The 21,519-nt window shown below is 68.2% G+C and carries 21 protein-coding genes; 20 read left to right on the forward strand and 1 reads right to left on the reverse strand.

The window, feature by feature from the left end:
* Positions 1-20 precede the first annotated feature (20 nt).
* The 20 genes from ACGG9C_RS12120 (at position 21) to ACGG9C_RS12215 (ending at position 19,382) form a co-directional block, all read left to right on the forward strand.
* Positions 21-1,013, forward strand: a complete 993-nt coding sequence (locus ACGG9C_RS12120) for an NAD(P)/FAD-dependent oxidoreductase (protein WP_237673317.1) — start codon at positions 21-23, stop codon at positions 1,011-1,013.
* Positions 1,014-1,026: 13 nt separating this feature from the next.
* The gene (locus tag ACGG9C_RS12125; protein ID WP_194384224.1) at positions 1,027-1,764 is read left to right on the forward strand and encodes a copper resistance CopC family protein; all 738 of its coding nucleotides are present in this window, start codon (positions 1,027-1,029) and stop codon (positions 1,762-1,764) included.
* A complete protein-coding gene (locus tag ACGG9C_RS12130) occupies positions 1,754-2,305 on the forward strand; it encodes a signal peptidase II (protein WP_194384223.1) in 552 nt (183 codons plus the stop codon). Before ACGG9C_RS12125 ends, ACGG9C_RS12130 begins: the two co-directional genes overlap by 11 nt.
* Positions 2,302-2,637 (forward strand): DUF6804 family protein, encoded by a 336-nt coding sequence (locus tag ACGG9C_RS12135; protein WP_194384222.1) that lies wholly within the window; start codon positions 2,302-2,304, stop codon positions 2,635-2,637. The genes ACGG9C_RS12130 and ACGG9C_RS12135 overlap by 4 nt, the downstream gene beginning before the upstream one ends.
* The gene (locus ACGG9C_RS12140; RefSeq protein ID WP_194384221.1) at positions 2,634-3,236 is read left to right on the forward strand and encodes a TlpA disulfide reductase family protein; all 603 of its coding nucleotides are present in this window, start codon (positions 2,634-2,636) and stop codon (positions 3,234-3,236) included. Before ACGG9C_RS12135 ends, ACGG9C_RS12140 begins: the two co-directional genes overlap by 4 nt.
* Positions 3,233-4,000 carry a cytochrome c biogenesis CcdA family protein gene (locus ACGG9C_RS12145; protein WP_194384220.1) on the forward strand — a complete coding sequence of 256 codons (768 nt, stop codon included), beginning with the start codon at positions 3,233-3,235 and terminating at the stop codon, positions 3,998-4,000. Before ACGG9C_RS12140 ends, ACGG9C_RS12145 begins: the two co-directional genes overlap by 4 nt.
* Positions 3,981-5,675: a cytochrome c biogenesis protein ResB gene (locus tag ACGG9C_RS12150; protein ID WP_194384219.1), complete on the forward strand. Its 1,695-nt coding sequence runs from the start codon at positions 3,981-3,983 to the stop codon at positions 5,673-5,675. Before ACGG9C_RS12145 ends, ACGG9C_RS12150 begins: the two co-directional genes overlap by 20 nt.
* Positions 5,672-6,613, forward strand: coding sequence for a cytochrome c oxidase assembly protein (locus ACGG9C_RS12155; protein WP_194384218.1), 942 nt, complete (start codon positions 5,672-5,674; stop codon positions 6,611-6,613). The genes ACGG9C_RS12150 and ACGG9C_RS12155 overlap by 4 nt, the downstream gene beginning before the upstream one ends.
* A 3-nt stretch (positions 6,614-6,616) precedes the next feature.
* Positions 6,617-8,239 (forward strand): apolipoprotein N-acyltransferase, encoded by a 1,623-nt coding sequence (gene lnt, locus ACGG9C_RS12160; protein WP_194384217.1) that lies wholly within the window; start codon positions 6,617-6,619, stop codon positions 8,237-8,239.
* A complete protein-coding gene (locus ACGG9C_RS12165) occupies positions 8,236-9,636 on the forward strand; it encodes a M23 family metallopeptidase (RefSeq protein ID WP_194384216.1) in 1,401 nt (466 codons plus the stop codon). Before lnt ends, ACGG9C_RS12165 begins: the two co-directional genes overlap by 4 nt.
* 18 nt (positions 9,637-9,654) lie before the next feature.
* Positions 9,655-10,521 (forward strand): M23 family metallopeptidase, encoded by an 867-nt coding sequence (locus tag ACGG9C_RS12170; protein WP_390178687.1) that lies wholly within the window; start codon positions 9,655-9,657, stop codon positions 10,519-10,521.
* 79 nt (positions 10,522-10,600) lie between these two features.
* On the forward strand, positions 10,601-11,611 hold the full coding sequence (ccsB, locus tag ACGG9C_RS12175; protein WP_194384215.1) for a c-type cytochrome biogenesis protein CcsB: 1,011 nt from the start codon (positions 10,601-10,603) through the stop codon (positions 11,609-11,611).
* Positions 11,612-11,656: 45 nt separating this feature from the next.
* A complete protein-coding gene (locus tag ACGG9C_RS12180) occupies positions 11,657-12,349 on the forward strand; it encodes a DUF3105 domain-containing protein (RefSeq protein ID WP_194384214.1) in 693 nt (230 codons plus the stop codon).
* On the forward strand, positions 12,346-13,029 hold the full coding sequence (locus ACGG9C_RS12185; protein ID WP_194384213.1) for a DUF305 domain-containing protein: 684 nt from the start codon (positions 12,346-12,348) through the stop codon (positions 13,027-13,029). The genes ACGG9C_RS12180 and ACGG9C_RS12185 overlap by 4 nt, the downstream gene beginning before the upstream one ends.
* Before the next feature lie 150 nt (positions 13,030-13,179).
* Positions 13,180-13,416, forward strand: coding sequence for a hypothetical protein (locus ACGG9C_RS12190; RefSeq protein ID WP_194384212.1), 237 nt, complete (start codon positions 13,180-13,182; stop codon positions 13,414-13,416).
* Positions 13,417-13,546: 130 nt separating this feature from the next.
* Positions 13,547-14,731 (forward strand): IS30 family transposase, encoded by a 1,185-nt coding sequence (locus ACGG9C_RS12195; RefSeq protein ID WP_390178690.1) that lies wholly within the window; start codon positions 13,547-13,549, stop codon positions 14,729-14,731.
* A gap of 64 nt (positions 14,732-14,795) precedes the next feature.
* A complete protein-coding gene (locus ACGG9C_RS12200) occupies positions 14,796-16,559 on the forward strand; it encodes a cytochrome c oxidase assembly protein (RefSeq protein WP_390178688.1) in 1,764 nt (587 codons plus the stop codon).
* 25 nt (positions 16,560-16,584) lie between these two features.
* Positions 16,585-16,980, forward strand: coding sequence for a DUF4307 domain-containing protein (locus ACGG9C_RS12205; protein WP_194384211.1), 396 nt, complete (start codon positions 16,585-16,587; stop codon positions 16,978-16,980).
* 337 nt (positions 16,981-17,317) lie between these two features.
* Positions 17,318-18,700, forward strand: a complete 1,383-nt coding sequence (locus ACGG9C_RS12210) for an Nramp family divalent metal transporter (protein WP_194385379.1) — start codon at positions 17,318-17,320, stop codon at positions 18,698-18,700.
* A 25-nt stretch (positions 18,701-18,725) separates the two neighbouring features.
* Entirely contained in the window at positions 18,726-19,382 is a 657-nt protein-coding gene (locus tag ACGG9C_RS12215; protein WP_194384210.1) for a metal-dependent transcriptional regulator, read from the forward strand.
* Between the two features lie 89 nt (positions 19,383-19,471).
* On the opposite strand, the gene ACGG9C_RS12220 is transcribed toward ACGG9C_RS12215, so the two are convergent.
* A complete protein-coding gene (locus ACGG9C_RS12220; protein ID WP_194384209.1) occupies positions 19,472-21,505 on the reverse strand; it encodes a heavy metal translocating P-type ATPase in 2,034 nt (677 codons plus the stop codon).
* Positions 21,506-21,519: the final 14 nt, after the last annotated feature.

Here is a 21,519-nt window from a genome sequence, read left to right on the forward strand (position 1 = left end):
CCGGATTGTCACATCGACGGGTGATCATCGTCGGCGCCGGGCAGGCCGGGCTGGCGGTCGCGGCGGCGTTGAGCTCGGAAGGGCTCCGGCCGCAGCACGAGTTCGTGGTGATCGACGCGGCCGCACCGGGGCAGCGTTCCTGGGCGTCGCGGTGGCATTCGATGGAGCTGCTCAGCGACGCCCGGCATAGCGCGTTGTCTCCGCGCCGACTGATGGGCGATCAGCGCCGACATCCACGAGCGGACGAGATGGTCGACTACCTCACGTATGTGGAAGCCGGACTTGGCGTGGAGACCGTCTGGGACGTCCGAGCTACCGGGGTGGAGCATCGTGGGAACGGTTCGACGCTGCTGCTATCGACGACGACGGGTGAGGTGCAGACCCGCAATGTGGTGTGCGCGACCGCCGCGGCCGCGCATCCTCGGCTGCCGGAGTGGGCGAGTTGGCTCCGCGTGCCGGGTGCCGTGCTGCACAGCAGCGAGTACCTATACCCGGGGCAGATCCCTGCCGGGGACGTACTCATCGTCGGCGGCGGGAACAGTGGTGTGCAACTGGCTCGCGAACTGTCCGCATCGCACGCCGTCACCCTGTCCACCCGCACTCCACGGCGCCACCGGCCCGCGATGAGCTACCCCACCGCGGCGGGCGAAAGCATGTCCTTGCTGTCGCGCGAGAGACGCCCCGAGCCGGTGTTCGGCGACAGCTATGAACAGCTGCGGCGTGCGGGGGTCACGATCGCACCCGCGGTGACGACCGCGGATGGCGCCACGGTGACCTTCGCTGACGGTGCTCAAATCTCGCCGGGGTCGGTAATCCTCGCCACCGGATACGACCCGGGTGACCACTGGCTGCCGGAAACGGCCCGCACCGAGCGGCCCCGGCGCACCACGACCGGGCTTCCCGGGTTGTTCGTGGCGGGAATGCCGCACTACGGCGGCCGCGGCTCCGACACCATCGCAGGCGTTTCGAGAGACGCGACGACGATCGCCCAGCACATCATCAACCGGCCCTGAAAGGACCGAGACCATGACCTCCATACCCGTTGCCGACCGCGCATCCCGGCGCCGATCGCCCACCCCCGGGATCCGTCGACGCTCCTTCTTTCTGCCCGGCCTGGCGGCGCTGCTGCTGACCGCCGGTCTGCTGTTCGCCGTCGCATCTCCCGCAGCCGCGCACGATGAGATCGTCTCGTCCTCCCCGGAAGCCGGTTCCACGATCGGCGTGATTCCGGAGGAGATTTCGCTGACGTTCAGCGGGGAGATCCTCACCGATTTCAGCGCGGTGATCATCGAGGTGGTCGCTCCAGACGGGCAGAACCTCGCGTCCGGGGAACCGGTCATCGACGGGACCACCGTCACCCAGGCTGTCCAGCCAGGTCAGGCCGGGGTGTTCACGGTGCGGTGGCGGGTCGTCTCCAGCGACGGGCACCCGATCAGCAACGAGTACCAGTACACCGTCGAAGCCGTCACGGTGCCCACCAGTACCCCCACCCCCGAAGCGACCCAGGAACAGACACCCGAACCGTCTGCGACGACCCCGACCACGACCTCCGGAGAGATGCACAACGGCCCCTCCGGAGGTGGGGAGTTCCTCCCCGTCCTCGCGGTGGTAAGCGGTGTGATCGTGCTCGGCGGTGCCCTGATCGTCGTACTCATGGTGGCCCGAGAGCGCCGCCGCCGCGACAGAGCAGCCGCAGCTGCCGCGTCCGGCAAGGGCAGCGGAAATGGCGACACGGGGAAGAACGGTCCCGCCGATGAATCGTGAGCAGTCCCGACGATTCGCGATCGCCTGCCTGGCCGCCGGCGTGGTGGTCCTAATCGACCAGGCGACGAAAGCGGCCGCACTCGACGGGTTGCGCCAGGACGAGCGCATCCCGCTGCTGGGTGATCTGCTCGGGCTGCAGCTCGCGTTCAACCCGGGCGCGATCCTCTCTCTCGGCGCCGGGTTCACAGGGCTGCTCACTCTCCTCGGCGTCGGCGCCGTGGTGGTGTTGATCGTCGCCGCGGCGCGGGCACGGACGGGATGGTGGGCGGTGGGGATCGGGCTGATCCTGGGCGGCGCGGTCGGGAACGTGATCGACCGGCTGTTCTCCCCGCCTGGCTTCGGGGTCGGGCACGTCACCGACTTCCTCGCCTACGGGAACCTCTTCATTGGGAACCTCGCTGATGTCGCCCTCGGCGCTGGCGTGATCGTGCTCGGCCTGAACATCTGGATCCGACACCGGCGCGCCCGCACGAACACAGCGGATGCTGGGGTGGCCGGTGGACCGTTGCCGGCGGCGGGGTCGGCGGTGAGCGGGTCATGATGGCGAAGCAGCGCACCCCGTCCGTGTATCAGCGCAATGCGTTCGCGCCGGGTCTGCTTGCGGCGGCGGTGTTGTTCCTTGCACCGGTGTTGATGGGTGGGGACTGGTTCACGCTGGTGCTGTTCGTTGCCGCGATCTTCGCGGTGATTGTGAGCTGGTTCGCCATCCAGGCGCGGCAATGGTGGTGGGTGCCGGTGTTCGCGGCGATCCTAGTGATTTGGAACCCGGTGTTCCCGTTTCCGTTCACCGGCCCGGTGTGGACGGCCGCGCAACCGGTCGCCGCGGTCGTGTTCCTGGTAGCCGGCGCACTGATCAAGGTCAAGCGCCCATGAACCGCCGCGCTCTGATCGCCACCGCCTCGGCCCTTCTTGTCGTCGGGCTGCTCGCCGGCTGCACGTCTGGCGACTCGCTCGCGCAGCAGTACCGGGACGGAAACGAGAAGGGCTACATCGCCGGCGATTTCCAGATCGTCGAGATCCCGGAGACCGACCGTGGAGAGCCGGTGGTCTTCGAGGGCGTCACCGAGACCGGCGAGGCGGTCTCCAGCGACGACTATCGCGACGGGGTGCTGGTAGTGAACTTCTGGTACGCCGCCTGCGGGCCATGCATCGTCGAAGCGCCACTGCTCGAGCAGGTCTGGCAGGACTACCAGGACCAAGATGTCGCGTTCCTCGGGGTCAACACCTACGACCAGCCCGCGACCGCACTGTCGTTCGCCCGCGACAACAACGTCACCTACCCGAGCGTGATCGACGTGAACGACGGCAAAGTGAAACTCGCATTCGCGCAAGTCACCCCAATCCAAGCCACCCCCACCACCCTGGTCATCGACCAGGAAGGGCGGGTCGCCGCGCGGATCATCGGGCAGCTGGCCAGCGCATCGATCCTGTCCACCCTGGTCGCCGACACCCTCGCCGAGGACACCTCGTGAACCCGGGAGCGGTCATCGTCGACGGCGCCCTGTGGGTCGCGATCCCGGTCGCGATCCTCGCCGGGCTGGTCTCCTTCGTGTCCCCGTGCGTGCTGCCACTGGTGCCCGGCTACCTCGGCTACCTCGGCAGCACCACCACGACGACCACACCCGCCACGGTGAACAGCGGGCGCACGGTGACGGCGGAGCGCGCCCGGCTGCTGCTGGGAGTGAGTTTGTTCATCGCCGGGTTCACGGTGGTGTTCGTCGCTGTCACGATCCTTGGCGGCACCTTCGGATACCTGCTGCTGCAATACGCAGGCATCCTCACCCGGGTGTTCGGGATCATCATCATCGCCCTCGGGCTGGTATTCCTCGGCTTCTTCGGCATCGCGCAACGCACCCTCCGCCCCCGCGCCCAGGGCAGGGCCGGGCTGATCGGCGCGCCGCTCTTGGGGTTCGCGCTCGGCGTCGGCTGGACCCCATGCATCGGCCCGACGCTCGCAGCGATCATCTCGATGTCGTGGAACCTCGGCGACCCCGCCCGCGCCGGCCTGCTCGGTCTCGCCTACTCGCTGGGCCTGGGCATCCCGTTCCTGATCCTCGCGGCCGGGTGGGGCTGGGCGTCCCGCTCGGTCACGTTCCTGCGCCGCCACATCCGCGCCCTGAACATCCTCGGCGGGGCCATGCTCATCGCCCTCGGCCTGCTGATGGTAACGGGACTGTGGACGGTGCTGATGTCGCAGCTGCAACAGGTGGTGATCAATGTTCCCCTCCCGCTCTGACACCGGCACCGACGTCACAGCCGACCCGCTGCGGCCCGGCGACCACGCCGACACCGATGTCGATACCGCAACCGAGATCACCCAGCCGACCCTCGGTGTCACGGGCTGGCTGCGGTGGGCGTGGCGGCAACTGACCAGCATGCGCACCGCGCTGGTGCTGCTCCTGTTCCTCGCCATCGCCGCCGTGCCCGGGTCGCTGTTCCCGCAACGCAGCGCCGACCCCAACGGGGTCATCCAATGGGAACGCGACAACCCCGACGTGTTCCCGCTGGCGGACGCGGTCGGGCTGTTCGACGTGTACCTGTCGCCGTGGTTCTCCGCGATCTACCTGCTGCTGTTCACCTCCCTGATCGGCTGCGTGATTCCACGCGCGAAGCACCACTACAAGGCGCTCCGCACTCGCCCGCCGCGCACCCCGGCGCGGCTATCACGCCTGTCCGAGTACCGGGAGCTCACCATCCCGGTAGGGGCCGCGCAGCCCGATGCGGCCGCGCACGCGGTTGCCGTCGCGGCAGAGCAGCTACGTAAGTCCGGGTACCGGGTGGAACGCTACGACGCGCGCAGCGCTGCGTCGGTGTCTGCCGAGCGCGGCTACCTGCGGGAGACCGGCAACCTGATCTTCCACGTCGCCCTTATCGGCGTGCTGATGTCGGTGGCGATCGGCGGGTCGTTCGCGTACACGGGGCAGCGAGTGGTGGTGGAGGGCACCACATTCGTGAACGCGCTCAGCGACTACTCCTCGTTCAACCCCGGCCGATTCGTCGACGGGACCGGTCTTGCGCCCTACTCGCTCACCCTCGACGACTTCCAGGTCTCCTACCGGCTGCCCGGCACCCCCGGCGCAGGCCAGGCCGGCGACTTCTCCGCCGACGTCTCTATCCGACAGCCCGGCCAGGACGACCGGGCTGAGAGTGTGATCGTGAACTACCCGATCACCGTCGAAGGCGACCGAATCTACCTGCTCGGCAACGGCTACGCCCCCACCCTCACGATCCGCGACGCCGCCGGCCAGGTCGTGTACAGCGAGTCGCAGCCGTTCCTGCCGCAGGACTCCAACATGACCTCGCTGGGGATCATCAAGATCCCGGACGGGCTGCCCGAACAGGTCGGGCTGGTCGGGTTCTTCTACCCCACCCAGGGGGTGCTGCCCTCCGGCGCGTTCACCTCCGTCTACCCCGACGTGGTCAACCCGGTGATGACCCTCAACGTGTTCAGCGGCGATCTCGGCATCGACGACGGCACCCCGAGGTCGGTGTACACGCTCGAGGTCGACGGGCTCACCCAACACACCGGCGGCGACACCACAGCCGACTCCCTCGAGCTCACCCCGGGCGCCACCGTCGACCTGCCGAACGGATGGGGCACCATCACCTGGGAGGAGGTCACGACAGAGCAGCCGGTGAAGCGGTTCGCGTCGCTGCAGATCCAACGCGACCCCAGCAGCGGCTGGGTGCTCGCGTTCTCCGTGCTCGCCACCCTCGGCCTGTTCGCCGGCCTGTTCGTCCCCCGCCGGCGGCTCTGGGTGAAAGCCCGCACCACCCCGGACGGCGTGCACGTCGAATACGCCGGCCTCGCCCGGGGCGAAGACCCCACCCTCGCGCGCGCCGTCGACGAACTCGCGACCCGCCACGCGCAGTCCCTCGGCATAGAGCAGGCCGCGAAGGACACGCCGTGACAACCGTGTGGATCCCGGATGCCCCGCCGACCCTGGGCGTGTTCCTCACCCCGGCCCCCCTTCCCGCCCCCCTGCTACCGATCCTGGCGGGGCTGCTCGCAGTCGCCTACCTGGCCGGCGCGATCCGCATGTGGGTGCGTGGGCGCGGATGGCCGATGTGGCGGACCATCAGCTTCTTACTCGGTTGCGTCGCCCTCGCCGCTGTCACCGGTCTTGCTGTGGAGAACTACGGGTACGCGCTGTTCTCGGTGTTCATGTTCCAGCAGCTCACCCTGATGATGGCGATCCCGCCGCTGCTGGTCCTCGGCTCTCCGGGCACCCTGCTGCTGCGCGCCACCCCGCACCGCGGCCCCGGGCTCCTGGTGCTGCGTGCCGCGCATGCCGGGCTGCACAGCCGGACGGGACGGTGGCTGCTCAGCCCGTGGCTGGCGGTGCCGCTGTATCTGTTCGCGTTCTACGGCCTCTACCTGGCGAACTTCGCTGACCCGATCCTTACCACCGTCACCGGCCACACCCTCCTCGAGGTCGGGTTCCTGGTCGCCGGGATGCTGTTCACGATCCCGATCCTGTCCTCGGACCCGCTGCCGGTGCGGATGAGCCACGGCGGCCGCGCCCTGGACGTGTTCGCCGAAGCCGCCCTGCACGCCTTCTTCGGCGTCTTCCTGATGATGGCCACCACCACCCTCATCGACGGGTTCGCCGGCCCGACGAGCGCGCTGGGCATCGACCCGATCGAAGACCAGCGCCTCGCCGGCGGGCTGGCCTGGTCCTACGGCGAGGCCCCCACCTTGCTGATGCTCATCTACGTCATGCACCGCTGGTTCCGCGACGACACCGCCCAGGCCGCCGCCGCCGACCGTCGCGCCGACGCGCACGGCGACCCCGAGCTCGACGCGTACAACGACTACCTCACGCGACTCCACCAGAAAGACACCTGACCGATGCGCACGACCCTGCCGACCCCTGCCCCGGCCGCCGCGCCGGAGCAGGGGACGCCGCCGCGCCGCCCCGTTGCGGCATGGTCGCTGCCGTTGTGGGCGGCGGTGCTGGCATCCGCGGCCGCCGGCCTCCTACTGGATCTCGCCTCCGCGCCGGTGGGGTGGTGGCCGTTGACGTTCGTGAGCGTCACGGTCGCCCTGGTGGCCCTGATCGGCCGCAGCATCGGCGGGGCGCTGCTGGCCGGCACTGTCTTCGGCGCCGTGTTCTACACGACCCATCTGGTGTGGGTGGGGGAGTTCCTCGGCCCGGTCCCGTGGCTTGCCCTCGCCGGGCTGGAAGCGGTCCTGTTCGGCGCGGGAGCGGTGCCGATCACGCTCGCCTACCGGTGGACCGCGCATCACTGGCCCCGCGGCCTCGTGCAGCTGCTCGTGGTGCCGCCTCTGATCGCGGTTCTGTGGACGGCCCGTGAGGTGGTGATGGGTGCGTGGCCGTATTCCGGGTTCCCGTGGGCGCGCCTCGGCATGACCCAGGTGGGCGGGCCGCTCGCGGAGGTCGCGTCGTGGACGAGCGTGACCGGCCTGTCGCTGCTGATCGTCATTCTGTGCGCCTCTGTGGTGCAGTGGGTCCGCGCCGGCGGCATCCGGTTCATGCTCGGACTACACCCTGCCGTGAGCGTCGCGGTGCTCCTGGTCGTGACACCGCAGTTCCCCACCGCGCCGGCCGGAGAGTTCCGGGTCGGCTGGGTGCAGGGCAACGGCCCCACCGGGTACTTCGACGACAAGACGCCCGGCGACGTCCTCGCCGCGCAGACCGCCGCCACTGTGCCGCTGTATGGGCAACCGATGGATCTGCTGGCCTGGCCGGAAGGCGGCGTCGACGCCGACCCGCTCAGTGATCCCGCCGCCGCCGAGGCGTTGGACCGAGTCGTGCGCTTGGCCGGTGCGCCGCTGCTGATGAACGCCGCCACCACCCGCGGCGACGGTGTCTTCAACACGTCCCTGCTGTGGACCGCGGACCCCACGGGCCGGCAGTGGCACGACAAGGTCAACCCGGTCCCGTTCGGGGAGTACGTGCCCGACCGCTGGTTCTACGAGCTGATCGTCCCCGAGCTGGTGGGACTGATCCAGCGCGAGTACACCCCCGGCACCAATCCGCCGATTGTGCAGGTCGGGGATGTCGGGGTGGGGTTGGCGATCTGCTTCGACGTGATCTACGACACCGTGATCTGGGATGGCGCCCGATCCGGTGCAGAAATGTTCGTGTTCCAGACCAATAACGCCGACTTCCGTGGGACCGACGAGAACCTGCAGCAACTCGCGTTCGCCCGGATGCGCGCCATCGAAACGGGCCGCGCCGTCGTCAACGTCTCGACGGTGGGCACCAGCCAGGTGATCGCCCCGGACGGCACCACCCTCGACAGCATCGCTGTCGACACCGCTGCCGGGTCGATCAGCATCGTCCCGTTGCGCACTGGACTGACCCCCGCGGTGGCCCTCGGCCCCTGGCTCACCGGTCTCATCGTGCTCGCCGCCGCAGGTGGCCTTGCCGCGGCGGGGTTCTCCCACCGTGCCCGCACGCGTGCGGGCGGTAGTGATCGTCCGACTGACCAGGCGAGGCGCCCATGAACACGTCACGAGTGAGGGCTGTCACACATCCACTTAACCTGCCGCTCCGACCGTCGGTGACCGGCAGCGATGCCACGATCCCTGGTGAACGGATGGCCGAAGGATGCGCGCCTACGCCCGCCGAGAGCCGCGCCTTGCGGGCCGGTGTGAGCCGACGTGTTCTGCTGACCGCGGGGACGGCGAGTGTGGTCGGCGTGCTGGTGGCCGGTCCGTTGCTGCCGGCCGCGTTCGCGGCGACCTATCCGTCCTGGGAGGACGTGCAGGCCGCGAAAGCGAACGAAGCAACCAAAGCCGCCGAAGTCCAGCGGATCCAGGGCCTCATTCAAAGCCTGACCGGTGAGGTGACACGCACCCGCACTATCGCCGAGCAGGCCGCGGGCGCGTTCTACACCGCCCAGCAGGAGTACTTCGACGCATCCATCCGGGCGGACGCGCTGCAGTCCCAAGCCGACACGGAAGCGCAGAACGCGACCGACGCCGCGAACAAGGCCGGCCGCGTCGCCGCGCAACTGTACCGAGACGGCGGCGACACCACTTCCCTGGAGCTGTTCTTCTCCGACTCAGCGGCCACCGCGGACGACCTCCTCTCCAGGTTGGGCGTGATGGACAAGCTGCTCGAGCGCAACCAGGCGGTGTATGCCGCCGCGATCACAGCACGGGACGCCGCGCAGAGCCTGACCGATCAGGCAGTGGTCGCCCGAGACGAACGCGACCGACTGCAACGCGTCGCTGAACAGAAGATGCTCGAAGCGCAGCAAGCCGCCGATGCCGCACAGGCGGCGTTGGACGCGCAAACCCTCCACCTCGGCGAGTTGCAGGCCCAGCTCGCCGCCCTCGAGGACACCACAGCCAAGACCATCGCCGACTATCAGGCCGGAGTGGAAGCTGCCCGCATCGCCGAGGAGCAGCGGCGAGCGGCTGAGCGGGCCGAGGCCGAGCGGCTCGCGGCCTCAGGCGGCGGCGGAGGCGGTGTGGTCAGCTCCGGGTGGGCACGGCCAACATCCGGGAACCGCACCTCGGGATTCGGGCCGCGCAGCTCACAATGCGGCAACGGGTACTGCTCGACCAGCTACCACTACGGCGTCGACCTGAGCGGCGGCTGCAGCGCCGGGATCTACGCGGCCGCAGCGGGCACCGTCGTCTACGCCGGATACAACGGCGGCTACGGCAACTACATCAAGATCGACCACGGCGGCGGGATCGGCACCGGATACGCCCATATTCGCAACGGCGGCTTCTACGTCGGATACGGCCAACGCGTGAACGCCGGCGACCTGATCGGCAGCGAAGGCAACACCGGCAACGCGTTCGGCTGCAACCTGCACTTCGAGGCCTACGTGAACGGCTCCCCCGTCAACCCCATCGACTTCCTCGCCGCCCGGGGCGTCTCCATCTGACCCGAAATGAAGGACATCATGACTGAACAGACCACCTCAACCGGCGACCAGCCCCAGACGCCCTCCACACGCCGCAGCCTCCGCCGCGCCGTCACTTCCCTCCCCGCCAGCGCTCCCCACCCCAGGCGACGCGCGATGGCCACGACGTCTGCCCGCCGCGAGGCGCGCGCGCTGGCGCCGATCCGGTCCCTCGCGGCACTCGCAGTGGTAACCGGCCTGATCGCCACCTTCGCCCTCCCCGCATCCGCTGCCTGGCAGCCAGCAGACATCGAGATCCCGACACTGCAGCAAGTCGCGTCCGAGGACGCGCAATCTCTGATCGTCGCCTCCGACGCGACCGCGACGCAGCTCACACGGGAGAGCTACGCAGCCACCACCCAGGCGGAGATCGACCAGAAGAAGGCGGCAGAAGCAGCCGCAGAACGCGCGCGCGCTGCGCAGGTCGCCTCGCTGCCGTTCGACTACAGCATCGTGCCCCAAGGCAGCGGAACCGTGCGGTGGCCGGTCGGCGGCCCGTTCACCGTGACCGACCGGTTCGGGGACCGAGGCGGCGCACATATGGGGACCGACATGGTCGCTGCCGGCGGAACCCCCGTCTACGCGTCCCTCGACGGTGTCGTGCGGATCTCACAGGACAGCTACGGCGGGTACGGGGTCACCGTTGTGGTGGAATCCGTCCTGAACGGGCAGCAGGTGAGCACGGTGTACCCCCACATGCAAACAGGCAGTCGGCAGGTCGGCGTCGGGCAGAGCGTGACGGCCGGGCAGCTGGTCGGGCTTGTCGGTAGCACGGGCCGCTCCACCGCAAATCATCTGCACTTCGAGGTGTATCTCGACGGCACCGCCGTCGACTCGCTGGCCTGGCTGGAAGCGAACGCGGGCTGACACATGTCACGCCGACATCCGCCGCGCAACGATGCTCGAGCCCACCCCTAGCCCGCAACGATAAAAGGATGACTTCGCCATGACCGGAACTGACACGCTCTCCCTCGACGGCATCTCGCTGCTGCTGGTGTGGACGGCGATCGCCACCTACCTGCTCGCGTTCATCGCGTACACCATTGACCTCGCCCAGCGCTCCGTTCCTGCCAGCACCCCGCAGCGGGAGCCGGCCCTGGTCGGCGCCACTGCAACAGTGAGCCCGCAGACCGAGAGCACCCAGAGTCGTGGGGCGGACAGTGTCCGCACCCCGCCCGCACAGCGGCCGCGGCTACTGTGGGCACGGATCGGGACGTCGCTGGCGGTCCTCGCGTTCCTGTTCCACCTGGCCGGGACCGTCCTGCGCGGGATCGCGGCCGGCCGGGTGCCGTGGGCGAACATGTACGAGTTTGCGCTGACCGGCACCGTCCTGATCGTCGCCGTATACCTGCTGGTGCTGCGCCGCTATGACCTCCGCTTCCTGGGCGCGTTCCTGATCGGCATGATCGTGCTGCTGCTGGGCGGGGCGACCATCACCTTCTACGTCGAGGTCGTTCCGCTGATGGACCCGCTCAAGAGCGTGTGGCTGGTCATCCACGTCTTCGTCGCCTCGCTCGCCACCGCCCTGTTCGCGATCGCGTGCGGCCTCGCGGTCACTCAGCTCATGCAAACACGCCGGGAACGGCGCGCCGACACAACCTCTGCTCGTGCCGGCGGACCGCGGTTCCTGGCGACGCTGCCTACCGCGGATGCGCTCGAAGCCCTCGCGTACCGGTTCGTGATCGTCGGGTTCGTGTTCTGGACCTTCACCCTGATCGCTGGTGCGATCTGGGCCAATGATTCCTGGGGACGTTATTGGGGGTTCGACACCAAGGAAGTGTGGACCTTCGTGATCTGGGTGCTCTACGCCGGGTACATCCACGCCCGCGCGACCAGAGGGTGGCGCGGCACCCGCTCCGCCTGGCTGTGCATCATCGGGTTCCTCACGGTGCTGTTCAACTTCACCATCGTCAACATGTTCTTCAAAGGTCTCCACGCCTACTCCGGCCTCAGCTGAGCCTCCTCCGCGAATCCGCCTGAGACACGAACTGAAAGCACGCAGATGACTCCGAACCGCCCGAATCCGGCCAACACCCCTCAGCGCGGTCCTGTCACCGTCAAGCAACAGCGTGAGCGGAAGCGCCAGCAGAAATTGGCTGAGTATCAGAAGCAGCTTGCCAAACGCCGCCGCAGCAAGCTGGTCTGGTGGGTCGTCGGGTCGACGGCGGCTGTGGTGATCATCGGCCTCGTCGTCGCATCCGTAGTGCTCGCACCGTCACCGCCAAGACAGTACGAGGCCGGCAGCGAGGGGGCGAGCATCGAAGGCGTCGAAACCTTCGAGAATACGGCTGAGCACGTCGAGGGTGCTGTCCAGTACGAGCAAAGCCCCCCGGCGGGCGGCCCGCACAATGCGGTCTGGTTGAACTGCGGCATCTATGACCAACCGGTCCCGAATGAGAACGCGGTCCACTCCATGGAGCACAGCGCCGTGTGGGTGACCTACAACCCCGACGAGGTCGCCGGCGAGCAACTCGCAACCCTCAAGAGCCTTCTGCCCTCAACCTATGTCGTTCTGTCCCCCTACGAGGGACTGGCGGCGCCGATCGTGATGTCCAACTGGAACCAGCAGCTGGAGGTCGACTCGGCCGACGACGAGCGCATCGGCGCCTTCTTCGAAGAGTACTGGCGCAGCCAGAACGCTCCCGAGCCGAACGCCGCCTGCACTGGCGCATACGACGCACCGGGAAAGCAATGAACCGCAGTGAAACCAGCGACGCGTCCCCATCCCGAGGGTGGCCGCGGTGGTGGATCGTCCTCCTTGTCCTGCTCGCGGTAGGCGCGCTGACCTTCGCTGTGGGCCGCTTCTCAACCTTCGGGTCGCAGGGCGCGGGCACGCCGGGTGCTGACTCTCCCGAGGCGGGCTTCTCCCGCGACATGCAGGCGCATCACGCGCAGGCGATCCAGATGGCCATGGAGATCTACCGCAAGACGTCCGACGAGGAACTGAGGATCTTCGCGTACGACATCGCCACCGGGCAGGCGGGCCAGCGCGGCGAGATGTACGACTGGCTCGTGCAGTGGGGGCTGTCGCAGTCCGGTGCTCCGATGATGCAGTGGATGGACGCCTCTCCGGGCGGGAGCGACCACGCGATGCCTGACGGGGCGGCCATGACGGAGGAAGAGGCACGCATCGCCATGGGAATGGCCTCAGCCGAAGAGATCTCCGCCCTGGAGGGGGCGACCGGGCAGCAAGCCGATTGCCTCTTCCTCGAGCTGCTCATCCGCCACCACGAAGGCGCCATCCCCATGACCGAGGCGCTCATCGAACTCGGCACAGATCCTCGAGCCCGGACCGTCGCAGAAAACATCAAGAACGGACAGACCGCCGAGATCAGCGCGATGAAATCCATGCAGGTGCGACTGGGCTGCGAATAGCACCCGAACGCACCTCCGCGGTGCCTGCAGCAGACCCGCTCCGCCTGGCTCCGCAGAATCCCGACCCGAGGGAACTACCGTGACCACAACGCCCACAGAAGCCCACGCAGGCGAGCGCGCCGCGAGTAACGCGGTACGCACCGGGCACAAATGATGCCGATCAATTACCGCACGTTGCGGGTAGTCGGGCCGACGATCCTCGTTGGGGCGGCACTTGCTTCCCTAGTCGGCGCACTGGCATTCGGTGGCGGCGCTGCACAGCTCCCCCTTGGTGACGCCGGCCCGGTCGTGCGCTGGGGGCTTCCGGCCGCAAAGCTGATCGTGAACCTCGCCGCTGCGGGAATGGTCGGTGTGCTCGTGACGGTGTCGACGACGCGTGAATACTGACCCCCAGACGTTGGGCGGTTTCAAGCGATCGTTGCAACACTCCTCGATTCTGGGAGTTGTGTTGTCTTCGATTCGTCGTGTGAAGAAGGGCCCCGGCCGGCGCCCGCAGTCGGCCAAGCGGCAGCGGTTCATGCAGTTGCGGGAGCAAGGGTGGAGCATCGCGGCCGCCGCCCGAGAGGTCGGCGCCTCGCGCACCGCCGGTCACAACTGGGCGCGCGGATACAAGACTTACAAGGCCGGTGCGGTCGTCGGCTACGTGCCGGCGTTGGACCGGCGCGAGGTGCGGGTCGTGAGTGCCCGGTTCCTCTCCCAGGACGAGCGGGTTCGGATCGCGGACCTTCATCACGCCGGTCAGAGCGCGCGCGAGATCGCGGCGCAGCTCGGTCGCGCGCCCTCGACGATCTCGCGTGAACTGAGCCGGAACTCCAGCGCCGGCGGCGGTTACCGTCCGTTCGAAGCACATCGGCTTGCCAGTCGGCGGCGGGGGCGGGAGCACGCGCGTCGCATCGACGTGGACGACCGACTCCGGGAGGTCGTTGACGAGTTGCTGCAGCAGCGATGGAGTCCGCAACAGATCAGTCGCTCCTTGCGCGAGCGGTTCCCCGACGAGCCCTCGATGTGGCTGAGTCACGAGAGCATTTACCAGGCCGTGTATCGGCCCGGATCGGCGCTTTCGCGGCCGTCCAAGCTCGCCCCGCACCGGCCGTCACCGTTGCGGACGGGCCGCGATCATCGCAAGGCGCAGCAACGCACCGACCGGCGACGTCCACGCTTCCAGCAGCCCATGCTCACCATCCACCACCGCCCGTTCGCGCCAGAGGACCGGTCCGAGGCGGGGCATTGGGAGGGGGACCTCATCATCGGGAAGGAGCAGGGATCGGCGATCGGCACGCTGGTCGAGAGGCAGACCCGCACGACCCGACTGCTGCACCTGCCGAACCGTGACGCGGACGCGCTTCATGCCGCGCTCAACGCCACGATGGGCGATCTCCCGCCCGGGCTGCTGCGCTCGATCACCTGGGACCAGGGCACCGAGATGGCACGGCACCTGAAGATCACCGAGACGCTCGGCACGCCGGTGTTCTTCTGCGACTCGCACTCGCCCTGGCAGCGCGGAACGAACGAAAACACGAACGGGCTCCTGAGGGACTACTTCCCCAAGGGAACGGACCTCAGCCGACACCCCGCCGAGCACCTCCGAGCCGTCGAGAACGAGCTCAACAACCGCCCCCGCGACGTGCTCAACGGCCGCTCACCGGCGACCATGTTCGCGGCCCTGCTAGCCTCGCAAAGTCCGTCGGTGTTGCGACGATGACTTGAGACCGCCCGACGAAAAGGGGGCAGTTTTCAGCCGCCGTTGACAGACGGCGCTGTTCACGTTGCGGTCCGGTGAGCGTGAGTTCGATATCGCCCTCGATACCGCGTCGATCTCCGCCGCCGTGTTCACCGTGGCAGCCGGTACGACCGGGTTCCTCACGTTTCTCAGCGTCTTCAACCCTGCGATCGACGTCGGACCGCAGTTCGGTGCCCAGCTCGGACGGTTCCTTGTCGAACTCGAGCTGGGCCGGACGTGGCTGATCACGACGGTCGCGGGCGCAGCACTCACCGTCCTGACATTCGCGGTGCGGTCCTGGGTTGGAACGCTTCTGGTTGCCCTGCTGGCGGTCGCCTCGCTCGTGCCGATGGGCACGCAAGGACACTCTGGTGATGACGCCCTTCACCACGAGGCGATGATGGCGCTCATCCTGCACATCATCGGCGCCGCGGTGTGGCTCGGCGGTCTCCTCTTGCTCGTTGCCATCCGTCCGGTCCTCCACCGGCAGCGCATCGCCGATGTCGTCGCCCGCTACTCGAGCATTGCCTTGGCCGCGTTCGTGCTCGTCGCCGTGTCCGGCACGGTGCGCGCGGCCATCGGCCTGCAGCAGTGGTCGGATCTGCTCTCCCCTTATGGCGCAATCTTGGCCGTCAAGGCCGTCGCGCTGGTCGGTCTCGGGCTCTTCGGCGCGTGGTACCGGATGCGGCTGATCGGCAAGATGCGCGGCTCTGACGGGGCATCCCGCCTCTTTTGGATCTTGATCGTGTTCGAGTTGGCGTTGATGGGTGTGGCCAGCGGTGCCGCTGCAGCGCTGGCCCGCACCCCGCCACCGAACCCGGTCCCGCTTCCCGAGATCCCGACGCCAGCGGAACGCCTCACCGGTGCACCGCTGCCCGCGCAGCTCACGATCGAACGGTGGGTCACCGCATGGAACGTCGACCTGCTGTGGGCGGTGATCGCCGGGTTCGCGATCTTCTTCTACCTTGTCGGGGTGTGGCGGCTACGCCGCCGCGGCGATGCGTGGCCGGTGTACCGCACGATCATGTGGGTCACCGGCATGGTGCTGCTGGTGTGGGTCACCGGCGGAGTCATCAACGTCTACCAGGACTACCTGTTCAGCATGCACATGGTCGGGCACATGCTGCTCACGATGGCGATCCCCGTGCTGCTGGTCGCCGGTGCGCCGGCGACCCTCGCCGCCCGGGCGATCCGCAAGCGCGACGACGGCACGCGCGGCGGCCGGGAATGGATTCTGTGGGCCGTGCACTCGCCCGTTGCCCGGGTGCTGACGAACCCGTTCGTCGCAGCCGGGCTGTTCATCGGGTCGCTGTGGATTTTCTACTACACCGACCTGTTCCGCTGGTCGCTGGCCGACCACCTCGGCCACCAGTGGATGATCGCGCACTTCCTCATCACCGGTTACCTGTTCGCACTCTCCCTGATCGGCATCGACCCGGTGCCGTGGCGGCTTCCCTACCCCGGCCGGCTGCTGCTGCTCATCAGCGTGATGGCGATGCACGCGTTCTTCGGCATCGCCATCATGATGCAATCGGGACTGATGGTCGCCGACTGGTTCGGGTCGATGGGCCGGACGTGGGGGCCGAGGCCGCTCGAGGACCAGTACACCGGCGGCGGCATCGCGTGGTCGATCGGCGAGATCCCGACCCTCATCCTCGCGATCACCGTCGCGATCCAATGGAGCCGCAGCGACGACCGTGAGACCAAGCGCCGCGACCGGCACGCCGACCGCACCGGGGAAGCCGAGTTGCAGGCCTACAACGCGCACCTGGCCGACCTCGCCACGCACGATGCTCGCCCCCGCCGCTGAGCCCTACGCAGACACAGAGGACCGCGTGACGACGAAGGAAGAGCTTGCCGAACGCTACGGTCGTGCTCAGCGCCCTATCCGCCGCCGACTGTTCTGGATCGCCGTCACAGGTGTGGCGGCGTTGTCCGTCGCTGCGCTTGCATGGCTGACCGTCTCGAACTCGTTCGACGACGTCGGATTCGACGAGACAGGTTTCGAGCTGGTCGATGCCCGCACGGTGACCGTATCCTTCCAGGCCACCCCACCCGCCGGCGCGGCGTTCGCATGCGCTGTGCAGGCGCTGGATGAGGACTTCGGCATCGTGGGCTGGCGTGTGGTCGAATACCCGGGGTCAGAGGAGACCACGCGAGCCTTCGTTGAGACGATCCCGACCGTCGCACAGGCCACGACCGGCACCGTGAAGGTCTGTTGGGTCACCTAGTTCGCAAGGGGGCGAAGCCCGCCGCCTGCGGAAGCGCTAGTCGAAGAGTTCGCCGAGCCATCGGTCGCGCGACAGCTTTCGTCGCGCAAGCGGATCGGCCTATGCGTCGGGATCGGTCAGGTCGGGTTGTTGTGCAGCAGCACAATTGCGTGTACTGACTTCGCGGCAGAGCTTGAGTCGGCAGCTCTCACGCGCCGCTTTGCGTAGTGGCTCCGTGGTGTGACTTCCAGTCCTACCGCCTCTTTCGGATTGCCGAAATCACTCATATTCTTTCGGTATGCCGAAATCTCTCGATGGTGGTCCAGGTCTTGTCGGCGCGGGAACCGCAGGCGCGATGATGACCGATGATGCCAGGCCCGCGACGGCCGCACCGGACCCCGCGACATTGGCGGCGAACCCCAAGCGCGCCGCATCGGTCGGACGCGTTGCCTGGTTGATCGGGCCTGCACTCGTCGCGGGCGTCGCCTATCTCGACCCCGGCAATGTCGCGAGCAACATGACGGCGGGCGCGAAATACGGGTACCTGCTGGTCTGGGTTGTGGTGCTCGGCAACGTCATGGCATGGCTCATCCAGTACCTCTCGGCGAAGCTGGGCATAGTCACCGGGCGGAGCCTGCCCGAGGTGCTCGGCGGTCGCATCCGGAACCGTTGGGGACGCCGCGCCTATTGGTTGCAGGCCGAGCTCGTGGCCATGGCGACTGACCTGGCCGAGGTCATCGGCGGCGCCGTCGCACTGAACCTGCTCTTCGGCGTGCCGCTCGTCTGGGGCGGCCTCATCACTGGCATCGTCTCGATCGTGCTGCTCGTACTGCAGTCGCGGCGAGGCCCGCGCACGTTCGAGTTCGTGATCATGGGGCTGCTCGTGATCATCGCGGTCGGGTTCACGGTCGGCGTCTTCGTCGCCCCGCCAGATCCGGCCGGCCTCCTCGCGGGCCTCGTCCCACGCTTCGCCGACGCCAACTCGGTGCTGCTGGCAGCGTCGATCCTCGGGGCGACGATCATGCCGCACGCCATCTACGCGCACTCGGCCCTCAGCCGGGATCGCTTCGCAACGCACCGGGGAGAACAGGGCGGCGGCGGCGAGGCGCGCGCATGGCACGGCTTCGGAATCAGGCGGGACGCGGATGCCGCACCAGAGCGCCTCCCCGGCACCGCGACGGCTGTGCCGGCCGACAGGCTCCTCCGCGCCACCCGCTGGGACGTGTCGATCGCGATGGCGATCGCGGGAACCGTCAACCTCTGCATCCTCCTGCTCGCGGCGGTGAACCTCGCGGGCGTCGAGGGCACCGATAGCCTCGAGGGCGCCTATGCCGCGCTCGGAGCAACACTCGGTCCTGTAATCGCGACGCTCTTCGCGGTCGGCCTCCTTGCATCGGGGCTTGCGTCGACCTCGGTGGGCGCCTACGCAGGCGCCGAGATCATGCACGGTCTGTTGCACGTACGCGTCCCACTCATCCTCCGCCGACTCGTCACGCTCATCCCGGCGCTTCTGAGCCTTTGGCTCGGCTTCGACCCGACGCTCTCCCTCGTGCTCAGCCAGGTTGTGCTCTCGTTCGGTATCCCGTTCGCACTCGTACCTCTTGTCGCACTCACGGCGAGGGTGAGCGTGCTCGGACGGTGGAAGAACCATTGGGCGACGACCGCCGCCGGCATCGGGGCATCGGTGTTTCTGATCACGCTGAACGGCGTGCTGCTCTGGCTCGTGTTCACCGGGGCGTGACGCCCCCGTGGGTATCCTGAGGCCGATGCCTGTCACGAGCCCTGCCATTGAGGACTACCTGAAGACGGTGTACGCACACACCGAGTGGCAGCCTGATGCCATCACGCCGTTGGTGCTCGCGACGAGGCTCGGCGTGGCACCGTCGACGGTCACCGAGATGGTCAAGAAGCTGGCCGCTCAGGGCCTCGTGACCCACATCCCCTACAAGGCGATCCGGCTGACGGATGTCGGGCACGCACGCGCGCTTGCAGTGGTGCGCCGGCACCGGCTGATCGAGACCTGGCTCGCACGCGAGATGGGATACGGGTGGGACGAGGTGCACGACGAAGCCGAGATCCTCGAGCACGCCATCTCCGACCGGCTTCTCGAGGCGATCGACGCGCGGCTCGGCAGGCCCGCGCGCGACCCCCACGGCGACGCGATCCCCACCGCCGACGGCACCGTCGAATCGGAACCCGCTGTGCGACTCGATGAGGCATTCACCGGGCAGCAGGGCCGCGTCATCCGGATCAGCGACCGTGATCCCGCCGTGCTGCGCGAGCTCGACCGGGCGCACATTCGCCCCGGCAGTGCACTTAGGGTCGCCGAGGTCGCGGGCGAGGCGTCCGTCGTCGTGACCCTCGCCGGAGAGCCGCATGCTCTCCCACGCGCGGCTGCGGCGGCGATCTGGATCTCCGCCTGAGTGATCCCCCACTACCCCGCTCGTGACCAGCTGCCGATGCCGCAACTAGAGAAGACGATCCTGGCGGGCGTTCGAGTGAGAGGAAAGTGTCACGGGGTGGGCTTGTCCTCATGATCGATACCGTGGTGCTCCTTGCCTCGCTCGAAGTTGAGCAGACGGAGTGCGTTGGCGACGACGATCAGGGTAGAGCCTTCGTGGATGAGAACAACGGCGCCGATATTCAGCCCCAGGAAAGTGGCAAGGATGAGGAATGCAACGATCGCGAGGCTGGCGATGAGGTTCTGTCGGATGATCCGGCTTGTCGCGCGGCTGAGCCGCACCGCGAACGGGACACGTCCGAGGTCGTCGCTCATCAGGGCGATGTCGCAGGTTTCCAGGGCGACGGTGGATCCGGCGGCGCCCATCGCGATGCCGACGTCAGCGCGGGCCATCGCGGGGGCGTCGTTGACGCCGTCGCCGACCATTGCGATGGGTCGGTGGGTTTCGGCGAGGCGGGTGATCTGGGCGACCTTGTCCTCGGGGAGTAGCTCGCCGATTGCCGTGTCGACGCCGACTTCCCGGCCGACTGCGTCGGCGACGCGCTGGTTGTCGCCGGAGATCATCACGAGTTGCCCCACGTTCGCAGCCCTGAGGGCGTTGAGTACTTGAGCGGATTCCGCGCGGGAGGCATCCATGACTCCCACGATGCCGAGGAATCGGTCACCGCGGCGGACGATCATCAGCGTTTGACCGGAGTCTCGCGCCTGCGCGTAGGCATCGGCCAGTGTGCCGGTAAGCGCGAGCTGCTGCTCGTCGAACATGCGAAGGTTGCCGACGTCGACGCGTTCCCCGTCGATCGTCGCCGTGACGCCGCGGCCGACGACCGCCTTCAGGTCTGTCGCTGTGAGGCGCTCGGTCTGGGGGACGCGGGGCTCGAGGTCGCGGACGATCGCCTCGGCAAGAGGGTGGTCGCTGAGCGCCTCGACTGCGACGAGAGTGCGGATCAGGTCGGACTCGGGACCGTCGCCAGCAGGCGTGACGGACGTCACCCGGGGGGCACCCCAGGTCAGGGTGCCGGTCTTGTCGAACGCCATCGCCCTGACCCGTCCAAGGGTCTCGAGCGGGGCGCCGCCCTTGACGAGCACGCCGGCCCGGGCGGCACGGGCCACGCCCGCGAGGACCGCGGCCGGGGTGGCGATCGCGAGAGCGCAGGGGCTGGCAGCGACGAGCACCGTCATGGCGAGGTAGAACGCGTCGGGGAACCGCTGCGCGAACGCCAGCCAGGAGATCAGGAGGGTGACGGTGACGCCGAGGATCACCGCGGGCACGTACCAACGCTGGAACCGGTCGATGAACTGCTGTGTGGGGGACGCGGCCTGGTCGGCGGTGCGGACCAGCTCGACGACCTTGCTGAGCGTCGAGTCCGCAGCGGTAGCGGTGACCTCGATCTCGAGCACTCCGGACCCGTTGACGGTGCCGGCGAAGACCCGGTTGGCGGCGGGGAGGGTGTCGACGGTGCGCATCGCCCGCTCCGGGTCGGCCACCGGCTCCTTCTCCACCGGGATCGACTCCCCGGTTACCGCGGACTGATCCACTGCGGACAGTCCCGAGATTACAAAGCCATCTGAGGGGATGCGGGAGTTCGGGCGGATGACCACGACGTCGCCGACCACGATCTCCTCGACCGGCACTTCCACCGGCTCGTCCCCGCTCCGGCGCACCAGGGCGTTACGGGGGGCGAGCTCGGCGAGGGATTCGATGGACTTGCTGGCGCGGCTGAGCGCGTACTCCTCGAGCGCGTGGCCGAGGCTGAACAGGAACAGCAGCACCGCGCCCTCCGCCCACCGGCCGATGAGGGCGGCGCCGATGGCGGCGATCAGCATGAGGAAGTCGACCTCGAACTTGCCGCGCAGCGTGGAGGCGATCGCGGTGCGGAACGTGAAGAACCCGCCGAAGAAGTAGGTGGCAAGGAAGAACACCAACGGCCACCCGACCATTGGCAGCCCCAACGCGAACTCGGCGATCATCCCGCCGGCATAGGTGACGCCCGCGGCGATCGCGAACCACAACTCCCACCGGGCGGAGCCGTGAGCATGGTCCTGCGCCTCAGCAGTGGGCGCGGCAGTCGTCGGGGAAGCAGTCATGCCATCAGAATACA

This window comes from Microbacterium sp. MTN4-26 (assembly GCF_042846595.1).
Taxonomy (GTDB): Bacteria; Actinomycetota; Actinomycetes; order Actinomycetales; family Microbacteriaceae; genus Microbacterium; species Microbacterium luteum.